The following is a 14,847-nucleotide window of genomic DNA, read 5'->3' as shown; positions in this document are numbered from 1 at the left end:
TGAAATTCTTTTCTCCAACTGGTAATCATAGCTTCAGTCCAGTTAATATCATTATTTACATCCTCTTTAGTACGTTTAATCAAATCTCTCACACCTTCAGAAGATTCAGACAATATTATTTTTACAAGTTCTATACATTTTTCAATTCCAGAACCTACAGTAATCATGGTGTATTTATCATTTGGGCGTACTAGAATATTACTCCAATGAGGTTGATTTCTATTGAAGAAGTCATTTTCATCCATTTTAGTAATACTATGACATATGGCATCTAGAGTTGCTTGAATACGATACTCTGAACCTGTCTTAAGTAAAAACTTTGAAACTGCGAAAAAAAGAATTTTTTGCCCTAAGATAGTATATAAGATATTTGAATTGCGTAAGTCTTTTATACCTGCTTTTTGGCTTGGACTTAATTGAGCTTGCTCCGGTTGATTTGGAATATTTATACCTAATTGATTAATTTGTAATACCCAATCTTTAAAGGGTTGTAGGTCAGCAAAGAACCACTTTAGTAAGAATTTTGTACCAATTTCAGGGAGTTTAGGATGAGATTCATAATAATCATCTATAGCTTTATTTCGCTCAATTGGTGAGTTAAAAGATTTATTTAAAGCTTGTTTTTTATAATCTGCCAACAATTCTATAGTACATTGACTAATCAAATCTAGAGTAGTTAAATAAGGTTCTGATTGATTTAAGCTTCTTGTTGTAGAAGACCATTTAATAAATTTATCTTCAAGTACTCCTTCCTCTAAAAGTTTTCTCGGTATTAATGCTGATATTTTACTGTCATCAAGCAATAGCTGAGTTTGTTTATCAATTGACTTTGCTGTTTTATTTATAACTGTAAAGATATTGCGAGTTGCTTTGATTATATCATCTCTTACAGTTTGACTTGAGTTTGAATAACCAACTTTACCTAAATTACCAAATACTAAATAAACAACTGGGATATCAAACGTTTCTTCACAAATATAATTTTCTGCTTTCTCTTGAGTGGTTAACGATTCTTTCCCTGTATGAACATTCCAATATTTTTTTAATGCAAGAAGTCGGTGCTGACCATCAATTACAATTCTAGCTACGTTTTTATACAGCTTTAAGTTAACCCATTTCTCGATAGCTATTCCTTTACTTGTAGCTTTCTCAAAATCCCATAACTCTCTTTGGTCATTTGATTTAGGCAAAAGAACAACTACGATTGAATTAAAAAATCGAATTCCACTATGCGCTAAATATGAAAATATTATAGATATGATTATCGATATAACCCTTATAAAAAATATCACACACTGGTCTTTTTTGGCTAGCCATTCAAAATAAAAAATCATGCTTGGTATGCTAAAACGCTTTGCTTTAAATTAAATGCAGCCTACTGGCGCCTTAATAAATATAGTAGAGACGTGGTTAAGCCTTGAGGGGATACAAGTGGATTACACGTCTCTACCAATATGTATACTAATTAAAGTCTACTGAAGTAGACTTGTGCTATTAGCCTTGGAATTGATTCCAAGGCGGGATATAAATTATGCAGGGTTTGCTTGCATTTTGTTTTGAAGTAAGTTTATGACGGAAGCTTTTTCTAAGATTCCAAGTAGTACACCGTTATCACGTATTACAGCAAGTGCGGATAACTTTTGTTGTTCTAGTAGTTGTACTACATCTAGCAATGATTTATCAGATTCTACAGTGGTAGATGCTTCGATTGGTCGCATTACTTCGCTGATTTGGGTTTCTGACCATAGTGCATTAGGAACCGCGCGCAAGTTATCTACTGATACTGCTCCTACTAATTCTCCTGATACGCCTGTTACTAAGAACCTACGATATTGACCGTTTAATATCTGCTCGTCTGCAAACTCTCTCAAGCTCATGTTTGCTTTGACTATTGGGCTATCTGGAGTGATTGCATCTGCTGCTGTTAGTCCTATTAGTCGTTCTTGTAGCGTTGCAACTCTTGAGGCGTTACCAGCGTTTTGCAATAAGAAGTAACCTATCAATAAGTTCCAAGAGTTGGTAAAGCTACCAAACATGAGTAGGGGAATTAAACCAGAGGCAATTGCTACCCAACCAAATATTTGACCGACTCGACTAGCAAAAACTGTACCTTTATAAGGGTTGCCTGTAATTTTCCAGACGATGGCTTTAAGTATATTTCCACCATCTAGTGGCAAGCCAGGAATTAAGTTAAATAACGCTAATGATAAGTTAACAGACGCTAGCACCACAAGAATGGCAGCGAATGGTCCACTTGCAGAGGCGCCGAAACCAATAGCTGTAAATGTAGCGAATAATAGTAAGCTAACTAAAGGGCCTGCAATTGCAACCCAGAAAGCTGATGCTGGTGTTTTTGATTCTTTTTCTAAGCTCGCTAAACCACCAAATATAAAGAGTGTGATCGACTTTACGTCAATACCTTGGCGTATGGCAACGAAGCTATGTCCCAATTCATGAGCGACGACTGAGGCAAATAATAACAATGCTGTTGTCAATCCTAACAGTGCTGCGACTCCCCCACCTAGGTAAGGAAATTGTGCTGCTAGTCCACTGCTGTAAGTCCAAGTTACTAAACCTAAGATTAAGAACCAGGATGGGTGGATGTAAAAGGGGATGTTAAAGAGGTTACCTATCCGAATTGTTCCATTCATGGCGCCTACCTGTGATTTCGATGTCTCTATGGTAACGAAATGTTAAGCAATTTTAATCTTTGTAACGGTAGTAGTGTCCGTCTGTTAAGGTGTGGTTTTACCTATCAGGGGCTATTCCACAAGAAAAATAAGGATAGAATTTATATATAGATAAAACCTATTAGTGAAGCGAAAATTAAACAATGAAAGTTTTAGTGTCAGTTCTGGCTGTATTGTTCTTGCTAACAACTCCTGCTGTTGGTGTTGAGTATCAGGGGCAGAATATTGATGGTAGAAAGTTTAACGCTAAAGCTTATTATTATGCCACTGGTGGAGTTTACGATGTTCAGGTACGCTTTCAGAAAAGACGAGCAACCATTTATTTTTCTGATGGAAACCAAACAACTATACAGTTGAATCAAAAAGTGATCACTGACTCAAAGGTTATTGAAGGTTTTGGGAAATTAGGACAATATCCGATAAATGATATATTTAGTGTTGGATTAGTGCGTGACAGTGAGTGGACAGGTAGTGGTTTAACGCCGTCAAATCCCCTTGAAGGCTTATGGAGAATTAGTTTAGAAAATTTATAGAGACAATAGGCTGAAACGCTTGCAATGTGTCTTCGATAAATAAAAATTTCCAATTAGTCCCGCTAGTAACTGAACCGTAAATTTGCTTGACTTCATTTCCTTTAGCTTGATTGAACAATTGTGCTGCAACCATTGCTGCAACACATTGACCTAAACCTCCATTAATATCTTCCTTTTTAGCTTCAAAAATAAACATTACAGGCGCCGTAATAAAGAGTTGTTCACGTGACCCACTCAGAATATAATCGCAAAAGCCTTGTAACCCTTTTGTTGCATCAACATTAAATTCGTTTCCAGAAAAGAATGATATCTTATTGCTTAATAACTTTCTTAATTCAACTAAAATTGGCGCAATCATCAACTCAGAACGAGCTTTTTCAGTGCCGACTGAAGTTGCTAAAGGAACATAGTCAGCCAATATTGTTTTGAAAATTTCTGATGGTGAAACTGGACTGACATCATTAAATAAATTTCCAGTTTCATCAAGTGTTAAATTAAAGGTATTTTGTGGCTTAGAAAGAGAAAAATCGCTGTATGCCATTTTTATACCTTTATTTTTTAAATTTAACTCTACCTATTTTGACATACATCCCGCCCTTTATACTGGAACGGGCAAGGATGCCCATTCCACAAGATGTTTGATTAGATTTTTGCAGGTCTATTAAATTTTATAATGCTTTGTTAGCTCATAGAATAGATTATGCAGTAGTTTGACGTGATATCTATGAATATTTTAAATCTTCTAAACGGCGCCGCTTCCGATATAGCGCTAACTTCAAACGAACGTCCGGCTGTGAACTATAAGCAACTACGAGAGAATGTGGTTGAGCTTGCAGAACAGCTTAATAGCTTTGGTTTAGGACGTGGAGACAGAGTTGCTATTGCAATTTCTAATAGCCCGGAGATGATAACTGTATTTTTAGCTACCGCGATTGCGGCTACTGCTTGTCCGTTGAATCCCAAGTATAAACAAGAAGAGTTTGCTTTTTATTACGAAGATACTCAAGCTAAAGCGTTAATTATTTTACCAGATGGTAACAATAATGCGCTTGCTGCTTGTACAGACGCAATAAAAGTAATAACAGTAAAAACTAGAGAGTCAGGCGCCTTATATTTTGAATTACAAACAGCACAACCGCACGCACGAGAAGTTGAGCAAGCAACAGAAAATGACATAGCAATGATTCTTCATACTAGTGGTACAACTAGTCGCCCCAAACGAGTACCTATTAGGCATCGTAATTTAATTGCGAGTGCGACTAATTTTGTCAATGCTTACTCGTTAACAGCGAATGACAAAACGCTTTTAGTAATGCCTTTATTCCATATTCATGGTTTAGTAGGCTGTATGTTGTCAACTTTTGCATCCGGAGGTACAGTAATTTGCCCCCCTGGTTTTAATGCTTTAGAATTTTGGAAACTAGTAGAATCGTTTAAACCAACTTGGTATTCTGCGGCGCCGACAATGCATCAAATGGTATTAGCACGAGCTAGCCGTAACTCAGAAATCATTCAGGCAAACCAATTTAGATTTATTCGTTCGAGTAGCGCACCTTTACCACCAGTAATATTAGAACAAATCGAAGCAACATTAAACGCTCCCGTTGTTCAATCATATAGCATGACCGAAGCAGCCCACTTAATGACAACTAATCCTCTACCACCCAAAACACGTAAACCTGGGAGTGTTGGTTATGGTTTTGGTGTAGATGTCGGTATTATGGATGATAATGGAAATCTTCTACCTACAGGTAGCTTTGGAGAAGTTGTAGTTAAAGGCGCCAACGTTGTAGATGGTTACGAAAATAATCCTCAAGCAAACGCAACAGCTTTCGTCAACGGTTGGTTTAGAACTGGAGACCAAGGTTTCTTAGACGAAGAAGGATATTTATCTTTAACTGGACGCTTAAAAGAATTAATCAATAGAGGTGGCGAAAAAATATCACCCTTAGAAGTTGATGATGTACTGCTACGACATCCTGCCGTCAGCGAAGCGCTTGCTTTTGCCGTACCACACAAAACCCTAGGCGAAGATATTCATGCAGCAGTAGTATTAAAAAGCCCAGCAGACGAAAAACAACTACATTCCCACTGTTCGCAAATGCTAGCAGAATTTAAAGTGCCAGCAAAATTTCATATCCTAGAAGAACTACCGCGCGGCGCCACAGGCAAATTACAAAGGTTGAACATGTCCAAACTACTAAAAATAGAATAATCTTCCTCTCTTGTGGAGCGGGCATCCCTGCCTGCCTAGGGCAAGCGTGCGTTAAAGTGTCACACGCTTCCTTGACAAGATGCATAAATATATGCATTAAACAAGAAAGATAAATTGTAGTATAAAATTAAAAATTGTATACTTAACTATTAGGTAGTATAAATAAGAAAGTGTATTGTTAACATTTTTACTTTGCACCTGCTCAAATAGAATAATCTATTTCTTAAACTCTTACCTCTGTGCCCTCTGTGTCTCTGTGGTAAAAAAGAGATAACATTTACTGAGGTATAATAATGAAAATTTGTATAGTACGTGCCAGTGCCATTGGTGGATACTTAGGAGTTCTCGCCAGCATTATCAGGAGAAGAAGTAACGCGAATAGCGCTTAAGCCCCTATATCAAACAAAATTAAATATTAACTTTAAATAAATCTTCAATTTGTTGTCTAATAGTCTGGTGTAACTCCATCTCGATAGCTTGACGGAAAAATTTTGTCAATATTTCTTGTTCTAAAGGGATATTTAATTCTTTGAATTCGTTTTTGATCCGAAATAAGCATATTGCTAGAAAACATGCTGCCGAGCGTACATCAATTCTTTTGTCTTGAGTAAATGACAAAAGCTTATTAACAAATACCTCGATATCATAGTATTTCATCTGATATAGAATTCTCAGCATATTGATAACTTGGTAGTCTGTAAGATTCGGGTCATCTATTATTACCCACAAATAATCGTAACCGTCCTTTCCTAATTTAATAATTTGTTTAGCAACATCATCAGGCAACTTTTTACTATGAAGTCTTTTAATGAGTTTCTGTAAATACTTGTTATCCATAATTTGTTAACCTAATTCTAAAACGTCTTATATCTATTTGACCTGATTTTAGTGCTTGATTAAACCCTTTAACCAGATAAAGTATCCTTTCATGCTCAGAACCTCCTTCAATATAAAGAATCGGTAAATCCATTTCTTGCCCAATTATAGTTCTATTTTCTCTATTAATTTTTAACTGAGATGCAAGATTTCCAGGTATTTGGAACTTGATAATGGTCAAAGATTGTGGTGACGTTTCAAGAGTGAATCTGTTTTGACGTTTATATTCCGTGTTGTATCTAGATATCGACTCAAATGCAAAATACCTGGCAGTGGGGTACTCTTCTGCGAAAAAAACAGGGGCTTGTCTAAAGCCTTGCTCTACTATTTTCTTCGCACGGCTTGATGATGTACCATGATAAAGAATGACAGTCTCATTTCTGCTAATGCTATTTCCGTCTCTAATCAGTGTCCTAAAAATTTCCTTATTATTGTAACATTATATTAGTATATTATACTAAAGTTGCTCAAATTGAATAATAATTTATTTTTAAATCTTAGCTTTGTCTACTCTTGTTAAGTAAAGTAATTTATTTTTTTACCACAGAGACACAGAGAGCGCAGAGAAAAGAAATAGAATTGTAATATTTATCATGAGGTAGTGTAATGAAAATTTGTATCGTAGGCGCCGGCGCCATTGGTGGATACTTAGGAGCAAAGCTAGCATTATCAGGAGAAGAAGTAACGCTAATAGCTAGAGGCGCCCATTTAAAAGCTATCCAAACAAACGGCTTAAAATTAATTACAGAGTCCGGTACAACTAACGTATCTAACATTGCAGCCACTGATGATGTTAGTACTCTAGAACCACAAGATGTAGTTATATTAGCGATGAAAGCTCAAAGTTTGCCACCAATAGCTGCGAGTTTACCTAGCTTATATCATTCCCAAACAATAGTAGTTCCAGCACAAAATGGTGTTCCTTGGTGGTACTTCCGCAAGTCTGGAACTCAATATGAAGGAGCAAATATTACATCTGTTGACCCTGATGGTACGGTAGAAGCAAATATTGGTGTAGAGCGTACTATTGGATGTGTAGTTTATCCTGCCGCAGAAATTGCCGAACCAGGAGTTATTCGACATATCGAAGGAGAGCGTTTTAGCATTGGTGAAATTGATGGCGCCAAGACTGAACGAATTCAAACTTTGGCAAATGTATTTAAAAAAGCTGGGTTAAAGGCGCCCATACGTAATCAAATTCGTACTGATTTATGGGTAAAGTTATGGGGAAATGTTGCATTTAATCCAATTAGCGCACTAACACGCACAACTTTAGATAAAATTTGTAAATATCCTCTAACTAGAGAATTAGCTTTGTCTATTATGACCGAAACGCAAACAATCGCGCAAAAACTTGGAATTGACTTTGGCATTACGCTAGAACAACGAATTGCAGGAGCCGAAAAAGTCGGCGCCCACAAAACTTCAATGCTACAGGATATCGAAGCGAAACGACCAACTGAGGTTGATGCAATTGTTGGTGCCGTTGCCGAATTAGGAAAATTAACAGATACCCCAACTCCACATATCGATACAGTATACGCACTAGTTAAGCTACTTGAACAAACTTGATACAACCGTAACCAGTAAATACAATGAATTGTACATTGGAAGAAGCTTTGGATGAAAGCACTACAGCGGAGCGTCTACATCAGTTAGCAATGAGCAATGACAACAAAATTTGTCCAGCAGTTGCTCAAAACCCAAATACGGCACCTGACACTTTATGTGAATTATTTACTGGTTATCCAGTTGAGGTATTAAGTAATAGTTTAATTTACTTTCTATTACTTGAAAATCCTAATTTTTTATATGAACTTTATACAATATACCCTTTAGCTTTTAATGGGCATGATTTACCATTATTCTATATTGAATGGGCAGTTAATCATGATTCTGAATTTGTTCGTGAATCAGTAGCACAAAGCCAACGAACACCACCGAATTTTCTTGAAAAGCTTGCCAGTGATGAATCAGAACGTGTTAAACTTGCTATATTAAATAACGACAGCACTCCTCTTCAATGCTTAGAAAGATTTGTTGATGATGGCAGCATTAAAGTTCGATGTAAACTAGTACAGAATTTACGTGTGTCAAAAGAGTTATTAATCCGTCTTACACAAGATGAATCAGAGGAGGTACGCTTACATCTTACTAAATACCGTCGTAAATCTCTAACAATTACAAAAATACTTGCTGACGATACTAGCAGTGAAGTCAGAGCAGCTATTGCAAGAAGCTTTGTAACAGAACCATCTGTGCTTGAGAAGTTAGCTACAGATAAGATGATGAATGTCCGCGCGAGAGTTGCTGGAAATACAATAACACCCAGCTATATTTTAGAGCTACTAGCTTTAGATGAAAGTTCTGATGTTCGTTACGAAGTTGCGAACAATGACAATACACCCAGTGAAATTTTAGAAGAGCTTGCTAAAGAGGATAAAGTAAAAATCCGTGCTGCTGTTGCAAGAAATAATAATACATCTATAACAACCTTAGAGTTTTTAGCAAAAAATAGCAATGATGTAAGTATCCGTCGCTTATTAGCAGAAAATTCTAAGATATCTAGTCACATTTTAGAACATTTGGCACTCGATGTATTTGATGAAGTCAGAATTATTGTAGCAAGCAATCCTAGCATAACTACAAATATTTTAAAGCAGCTATCAGAAGATAAAGCAGGTAGAGTTCGCCTTGCAGTCGCTCAGAACAGAAAAACACCTGTAAAATGTTTAGAAAAGCTAATGAATGACAAACATGGAGAAATTAGACTTGCTATAATCAATAATTGTAACACTCCTATAGATATAATTAAAGTTTTAGCGAAAGATACTAACAAAACTATTAGTCTTGCTGCAAAAAACAAAATTATAAAATCGATTTGATTATCTGTAATTGTTCGTAGAGACGCGATTAATCGCGTCTCTACAATTATTAATTACGTTTCTAAAGTACTATTGATTTTGAGCGCAACCAGTTTTCACTGTATTACCATAAATCAAAGTTGCTGTATAAGGGTATTTATTGTCAGACATACCATCACTACAAAAGCCGCTCTCTTTATTAAGAATAAGAATATGATTGGGTTTAACACCAAAACGGTAAACTCTAACAGTATCTAGAGTTCTTCCTTGTGCTGCAGTTGGCGCCGTATAACGAAATCTTTGATTTTTGACATTATCGTTCAAGGAATTATATACAATACCTTTTTGGCTAATGTCTATACCCCAGAAGGGTTCTGTACCAACAACACGGAAACTTTCGACTTTAGATGCTTGTTTGGGTATTGGCGCCTTCTGAACGGTTACATTCGCCTCGGCGGGTAAAAACGAAGTAGCTGCTGTAATTCCTAATCCGAATGCTACAAATAGTTTTTTCCAATTTTGTGTAGTCATTGTTATATTTAAATCTTTAATTTATTTCTTATTTTCTAATTACAGGTTGCAAATTATTGATTTCGGAAAAGTTTGTTGTAAATTGAAATTGTAAAGTTTTGTTATGGTTAGTTGTATTTTGGGAACAAAAAATTATAGAGATAGTCTTTTAGAGCCAAAGGTAATTTAAATTAGGCTGTTCACTTTTTGGGATGAGCGTGTTTGATCCCCCCAACCCCCCTTAATAAGGGGGGCTTTATATCTAGTTTTTCTCCTTATTAAAGTAAAGGAGGCCTTATATCTAGTCCCCCCCTTATTAAGGGGGGCTAGGGGGGATTAATATTATAGTTATAATTGGTATATTATGAAATCAAAATTTATTACAACAGCTTTAACTTGCACTATAGTCGGTGCCTCCTTAGCACAGACTTATAATCAAACCTCTGCGGCAACTCCACAAGTACAGGTTGCACAGTATCGCAGTCAGGGACCGGAGGGTTTGGAAAAGTTTCTTAGTACGTATGCAAAGGAACTTAATAACCCCTCTCCGCAAATGCGCGCTACGTTAGATGCAATTTGTCAGCAAAAGGACTGTTATGCTTCTAAGTTATATTGGTACACTGATATTGAACAAGCGAAAGCTGCTGCAAAGGTCAATGGCAAACCTATTCTTTCGTTACGGTTGTTGGGAAGACTTGACGAAGATTTAAGTTGTGCGAATAGTCGCTTTTTCCGTGTGGCGTTATATCCCAATGCCGAAATATCCAAATATTTACGTCAAAATTATATACTCCACTGGCAAACTGTACGCTCGGCGCCGAAGGTAACTGTAGATTTTGGTGATGGACGTAAACTAGAACGGACTATTACAGGCAACAGCATTCACTATATATTAGATAGTACTGGACGCCCTGTTAATGCAATTCCTGGGTTGTACGGACCTCAAGCTTTCTTAAAGCAGTTGGTAGAGGGTCAAAAATTAGTCAAAGAATATAGTGGGCGCCCAAGTACTGCAAAAGAAAACTTTTTACGGCAATATCATACACAGCGTTTAGCATCTATTCAGCAGCAGTGGAGTCAAGACTTAGCGAAACTTGGTATTGCAAATCCTCCACGTTTAATTGAGTCTACAACGTCTAATTCGCCTAGCGCACCAGTTGCTGGAACAATTGCTGTAACGAAAATGGCAGTAGAGGCACCGATGTTACGAGGTATGTCGCCAAGTACTAGTAATCCGGCGCCACTTCGAGAAATTACAGACCAAGCAACATGGCAACGCATTGCTCAACTTTATATAAACGATGCCAAGCTAGATAAAAATAGTATCGATTTAATAAATTCTAAGCGGTTTCAGCAAAAAGGTAGCACAAATGATTTAGCGCGCGTTGTTAATAACTTTGAAACTGCAATGGCTTTAGATACCGTCAGAAACGAGTACATGCTGCATAGACAAATTCATCAATGGTTCACTCAACCTAATACAACAAGTAATGTGAACACTTTGAATGAAAGAGTTTATGCACAATTGTTTTTAACACCAAGTTCTGACCCTTGGTTAGGATTGATGAGTAGTGAAGCTTATAGTGCAATTGAAAATGATGGTGTTCGTGAGTTTCAAAAAAAATAATTTAATAAACAATTATGGAATTACAACATTAATCATTTTAAAGTTGTTGATGTTGGGTTTGAAGGAAAACGTCTGTTCGTTTTTTTGGTCATGAACAGTGACAGAAAGACGATAGTCACCGAAGAACCCACGAATATAAACTTTACCTTTATCATTCGTGACTGTGTTAACTCTAGTCCACCACTTATCATAAAGTAAATTTATGTAAGCTTGTGCTGCGGGTAAAGGTTGCCAGTTACGAGTATATAAAGCAGCTTTTGGTTCCCAATTTGTATTTTCCCAAAATCCCCATGCTAAAACACCTTTAACTGCTGGGTGGGCAAAAGCTACCTGGTAGACGTTCCTTAATATTTGCGCTTTGTCTTCTTCTGTGTCGGATACTGCATCAAATTCTGTGATTTTTATTGGCAGTTTGAACTGTGCTAGAGCGTCTAGGCTTTTTTGAATTCTTTCAGGCGTTATTTTCTCACGAATATGAGCTTGGGCGCCAATACCACCGATAGGTACTCCCTGTTTTAGAAGTGATTTAATTAATTGAACATATTTATCGAGTTCTTTACCATTGAGAATATTAAAGTCATTCACGTACAAAACAGCATTTGGATTTGCTCGTTTACACGTGTCAAACATTTCTTTAACAATACCGTTACCTAAGCGAGAGCGGAAAAAGTTACCGTGCAGCATTTCGTTAAGTACATCAAATTCTTCAATACGTCCTCGGTAACGACTACATACAGATTGCGCGCGTCCAATAACTACTCTTTTCAATTCATCATTCTTGAGCGATTTTAGCCAAGGTTGATTATATTTATCATCTTCCCAGAATATAGTGTGACCACGCATTTTCATACCATTATTCAAACTCCAGTTTAAAATTGTGTCGGCATCTGTGTAACTCACCCGACTTTTCTCTGATTCATTTGAATACCATTTCAGAGCGTTTTCATGAACACTCGCATTGAAATATTGCTTGGCAATAGTAAGGTATTTATCTTTATCTTGCTGACTGAATTTATTCGTAAATATTTCTGTACTTAAAACTGTACCAAATTCAAAGTTATGTCTAACTTGTTCTAGTTTAACTGTGGCGCCGACAATTGGATGATTTTGAGCATCAACTACATTGACTTCTAACTCACCAGTTCGCAATGCACGAATTAAGCCATCAATATTACTCATATTTTTTAGTTGTAAAGATGATACCATCAGATTGGAATGTATGGCTTGACATATAAATATTGTCAAACCGCAGCAAAACATCAGTACAAAACGCTTCCACATAACGTGCATAATTCAAACTAGAAATATCTACTCTGATGATTGATTTTTATTTATATTTATTGCTTAAAGGTCTCAAAGTTAATATTGCAGTCATCATAGCTAGAAAAGAATCTGTGAAACCAGGTTGTTTCCGTTGCTTCCACCAGTCAAGATTGCAATATAATGCCTCAACCAAATAACGATTTTGCATTAAAGATAAATTTTGAAAATTTATACTTATCTCTAAGTATTGTTTCTTAATTTTATACCGTAGTACTTTAGCTTCTATAGCAATATTGTCATTGCCAAACTCGATAGATACTGATTGATTTAAAATATTATTGACAGTCTGATTTTTAGGTATTTCTACTACAAGGTTGGCACCGCTTTCAGAAACGTTAGTTGTAAATCCATCGTAAATTTTACCATCAATAGAAACTTTACAATCTTTTTGCAGAGGAAATCTATCTTCTTGGCGCCGTATTGGTTGGTCAATTCCAGAAAGTATCGAAGCTGTAATAATAAGGGAATTGTAAATTAAAAAGAATTGCATTATTTGCTTACCTTGAAATTCTGATTGTTCAGCAGGCCATAACCCTAAATAAATACTACATAAATGTAAAAATATACCAAATAATGAAAGTGATAATAAAACTATTAATTGCCAGTTAAGATGAAAATTGTAGTTTTTCTTTTCTGCTTTTACTCCTTTACGTGTTGCAGTGCTAGCTTTAGCGAATGGATTTCGTAGCACCAACCATAAGCGCTGTAATCCAGGGAAACAAAAAGTAGTATTGTAAACTTCATCCCACAAAAATGATAAGCGGTAATTGCAAGCCCAACTAAAACTAATTATATTTAAGATATTAAAGGGAAGTGCGTAGTAAATAAATTCATTCACAGTAGCAATCATTGGTAATATCCCTATATACAAACTCATTAAAGGCGCAATCAAGAAAAACGCACGGAACACTGGATACACACAGTAAAAAAGTTGAATAACAACATAAGTTTTTTGCACTAAGTTAAATTTCGTCCAAATTGGTAAATCATCACCACAGTAATAAACTTGTAAATTTCCTTGTAACCAACGTAACCGCTGGTCAACAAAATCAGCAAAAGTACGGGTTGACTCACCCATGCTCAAAATCTCGTTTAAATAAATTAATTTACCACCATTGGTAAGAATGCGAAGTGAAGTTTGATAATCTTCCACACAACAGCGAGTGTAATATCCCCCTATCGCTTCGATAGTACTACGACGTACTACGTAAGATGTGCCGCAACAAATAACGCTATTTACAGTATCTCGACTCGGTTGCATATAACCGAAAAAGTTTTCTAAATCTGATGGCAGTACATGTTCCAAACCTAAATTGCGCGCTTGATAGTCTGGGTTGTAAAAAAACTGTGGTGTTTGAATCAAATCATATTGTGGATTCTGAAAAAACCCGACTGTACGGTTCAGAAAATTTTTGAACGGTACAAAGTCAGCATCCATAATCGTTATCAATTCACCACTAGTATATTTTAATGCATTATTCAAATTACCAGCTTTGGCATGTTGATTATCTGGACGAGTTATATACTCACAGCCTAGTGTACGAGCAAGTTCTTTGATATGCGGGCGCCGCGTATCGTCCAAAATATAAATTGTTTTATTGGGATATTTCATCGCCTGACACCCAATTACAGTTCGACGCACTATATACTCAGGCTCTTTGTAAGTAGGGACAAAAACATCTACAGATGGTAAGTAGGCGCCGGAGTGTACATTTTGTTCATATTTATCTGCTTGCTTGTGACGTAGTTTGTCTGTTGTCCAAGTTGACTGAAATAGAAACAGCAAAAATGTCAACATTGAAGTCATTTCAAACATCAAGTAAACGATGCTCAAAGTTAAACTCAATCCATCATTCAAATTTAGCGTTGAAGTTAGGCGCCAAACCAAATAACGAATAGTTAGTACTGCCAAGATAAACCTTACAAACAAACGAGTTAGATTTGTAGATGGAATCCAACGTAAGACAACACAAATACCTAAAACACCGACAGTTGGAACCCAGTAACTTACCTCATCATGGGGTAGCGCTAAAAAATCTGGAAGCTCACGCAGAACGTTTGGAATAGCTGACTCTAAAGGTATTATTGTCGGACGGTTCAAAGATAAATAGAAAGCAAACAGCGAAAAAATCATGCTTGCAACTAAGAAAGCTAGAGCAAACGGAGATATTAATTTAGAAGAATTACTCATTATTTTGAATACAAGAGA

The 14,847-nt window shown here is 36.3% G+C and carries 12 protein-coding genes; 5 read left to right on the top strand and 7 right to left on the bottom strand.

Translation table 11 applies throughout. The annotated features are described in order from the left end of the window. Positions 1 to 1,190, bottom strand: a 1,190-nt coding sequence (locus tag AC2JBO_RS19820) for a ParB N-terminal domain-containing protein (RefSeq protein ID WP_496955372.1), incomplete at its 3' end; no start/stop codon positions are given. 339 nt (positions 1,191 to 1,529) lie between these two features. Continuing rightward, on the bottom strand, positions 1,530 to 2,651 hold the full coding sequence (locus AC2JBO_RS19815; protein ID WP_496955371.1) for a site-2 protease family protein: 1,122 nt from the start codon (positions 2,649 to 2,651) through the stop codon (positions 1,530 to 1,532). Positions 2,652 to 2,833: 182 nt separating this feature from the next. On the opposite strand from AC2JBO_RS19815, the gene AC2JBO_RS19810 reads away from it, so the two are divergent. Then, a complete protein-coding gene (locus tag AC2JBO_RS19810; RefSeq protein WP_496955370.1) occupies positions 2,834 to 3,223 on the top strand; it encodes a hypothetical protein in 390 nt (129 codons plus the stop codon). Here AC2JBO_RS19810 and AC2JBO_RS19805 read toward each other — a convergent pair. Then, the gene (locus AC2JBO_RS19805) at positions 3,204 to 3,764 is read right to left on the bottom strand and encodes a hypothetical protein (RefSeq protein ID WP_496955369.1); all 561 of its coding nucleotides are present in this window, start codon (positions 3,762 to 3,764) and stop codon (positions 3,204 to 3,206) included. The genes AC2JBO_RS19810 and AC2JBO_RS19805 overlap by 20 nt on opposite strands. Positions 3,765 to 3,947: 183 nt before the next feature. Here AC2JBO_RS19805 and AC2JBO_RS19800 point away from each other — a divergent pair, with 183 nt between their 5' ends. Continuing rightward, a complete protein-coding gene (locus AC2JBO_RS19800) occupies positions 3,948 to 5,438 on the top strand; it encodes an acyl--CoA ligase (protein ID WP_496955368.1) in 1,491 nt (496 codons plus the stop codon). 408 nt (positions 5,439 to 5,846) lie between these two features. Here AC2JBO_RS19800 and AC2JBO_RS19795 read toward each other — a convergent pair whose 3' ends face one another. After that, complete coding sequence (locus AC2JBO_RS19795; protein WP_496955367.1) at positions 5,847 to 6,275, bottom strand: hypothetical protein; 429 nt, start codon at positions 6,273 to 6,275, stop codon at positions 5,847 to 5,849. A 645-nt stretch (positions 6,276 to 6,920) separates the two neighbouring features. Here AC2JBO_RS19795 and AC2JBO_RS19790 point away from each other — a divergent pair. Both AC2JBO_RS19790 and AC2JBO_RS19785 read left to right on the top strand, forming a co-directional pair. Next, positions 6,921 to 7,886 carry a 2-dehydropantoate 2-reductase gene (locus tag AC2JBO_RS19790; protein WP_496955366.1) on the top strand — a complete coding sequence of 322 codons (966 nt, stop codon included), beginning with the start codon at positions 6,921 to 6,923 and terminating at the stop codon, positions 7,884 to 7,886. A gap of 23 nt (positions 7,887 to 7,909) precedes the next feature. Continuing rightward, a complete protein-coding gene (locus AC2JBO_RS19785) occupies positions 7,910 to 9,199 on the top strand; it encodes a hypothetical protein (protein WP_496955365.1) in 1,290 nt (429 codons plus the stop codon). A 69-nt stretch (positions 9,200 to 9,268) separates the two neighbouring features. Here the strand turns inward: AC2JBO_RS19785 and AC2JBO_RS19780 are convergent, their stop codons facing one another. Beyond that, the gene (locus tag AC2JBO_RS19780; protein WP_496955364.1) at positions 9,269 to 9,709 is read right to left on the bottom strand and encodes a COG3650 family protein; all 441 of its coding nucleotides are present in this window, start codon (positions 9,707 to 9,709) and stop codon (positions 9,269 to 9,271) included. A gap of 343 nt (positions 9,710 to 10,052) precedes the next feature. On the opposite strand from AC2JBO_RS19780, the gene AC2JBO_RS19775 reads away from it, so the two are divergent. Next, the gene (locus AC2JBO_RS19775) at positions 10,053 to 11,315 is read left to right on the top strand and encodes a hypothetical protein (protein ID WP_496955363.1); all 1,263 of its coding nucleotides are present in this window, start codon (positions 10,053 to 10,055) and stop codon (positions 11,313 to 11,315) included. 12 nt (positions 11,316 to 11,327) lie between these two features. On the opposite strand, the gene AC2JBO_RS19770 is transcribed toward AC2JBO_RS19775, so the two are convergent. Then, positions 11,328 to 12,494 carry an endo-1,4-beta-xylanase gene (locus AC2JBO_RS19770; protein ID WP_496955362.1) on the bottom strand — a complete coding sequence of 389 codons (1,167 nt, stop codon included), beginning with the start codon at positions 12,492 to 12,494 and terminating at the stop codon, positions 11,328 to 11,330. Positions 12,495 to 12,642: 148 nt separating this feature from the next. Then, positions 12,643 to 14,829: a glycosyltransferase gene (locus AC2JBO_RS19765; protein ID WP_496955361.1), complete on the bottom strand. Its 2,187-nt coding sequence runs from the start codon at positions 14,827 to 14,829 to the stop codon at positions 12,643 to 12,645. Positions 14,830 to 14,847 lie beyond the last annotated feature (18 nt).

The sequence above is a fragment of the Calothrix sp. CBUCES-K 9914 genome, from assembly GCF_059640475.1.
The sequence above is the reverse complement of the archived record's forward strand: the minus strand, read 5'-3'. Positions and strand labels throughout refer to the sequence as shown.

Coding starts and splice junctions, on each gene's coding strand:
- AC2JBO_RS19785 (WP_496955365.1), top strand. CDS start 7,910: ATGAATTGTACATTGGAAGAAGCTTTGGATGAAAGCACTACAGCGGAG.
- AC2JBO_RS19800 (WP_496955368.1), top strand. CDS start 3,948: ATGAATATTTTAAATCTTCTAAACGGCGCCGCTTCCGATATAGCGCTA.
- AC2JBO_RS19770 (WP_496955362.1), bottom strand. CDS start 12,494: ATGAGTAATATTGATGGCTTAATTCGTGCATTGCGAACTGGTGAGTTA.
- AC2JBO_RS19810 (WP_496955370.1), top strand. CDS start 2,834: ATGAAAGTTTTAGTGTCAGTTCTGGCTGTATTGTTCTTGCTAACAACT.
- AC2JBO_RS19775 (WP_496955363.1), top strand. CDS start 10,053: ATGAAATCAAAATTTATTACAACAGCTTTAACTTGCACTATAGTCGGT.
- AC2JBO_RS19790 (WP_496955366.1), top strand. CDS start 6,921: ATGAAAATTTGTATCGTAGGCGCCGGCGCCATTGGTGGATACTTAGGA.
- AC2JBO_RS19795 (WP_496955367.1), bottom strand. CDS start 6,275: ATGGATAACAAGTATTTACAGAAACTCATTAAAAGACTTCATAGTAAA.
- AC2JBO_RS19765 (WP_496955361.1), bottom strand. CDS start 14,829: ATGAGTAATTCTTCTAAATTAATATCTCCGTTTGCTCTAGCTTTCTTA.
- AC2JBO_RS19805 (WP_496955369.1), bottom strand. CDS start 3,764: ATGGCATACAGCGATTTTTCTCTTTCTAAGCCACAAAATACCTTTAAT.
- AC2JBO_RS19815 (WP_496955371.1), bottom strand. CDS start 2,651: ATGAATGGAACAATTCGGATAGGTAACCTCTTTAACATCCCCTTTTAC.
- AC2JBO_RS19780 (WP_496955364.1), bottom strand. CDS start 9,709: ATGACTACACAAAATTGGAAAAAACTATTTGTAGCATTCGGATTAGGA.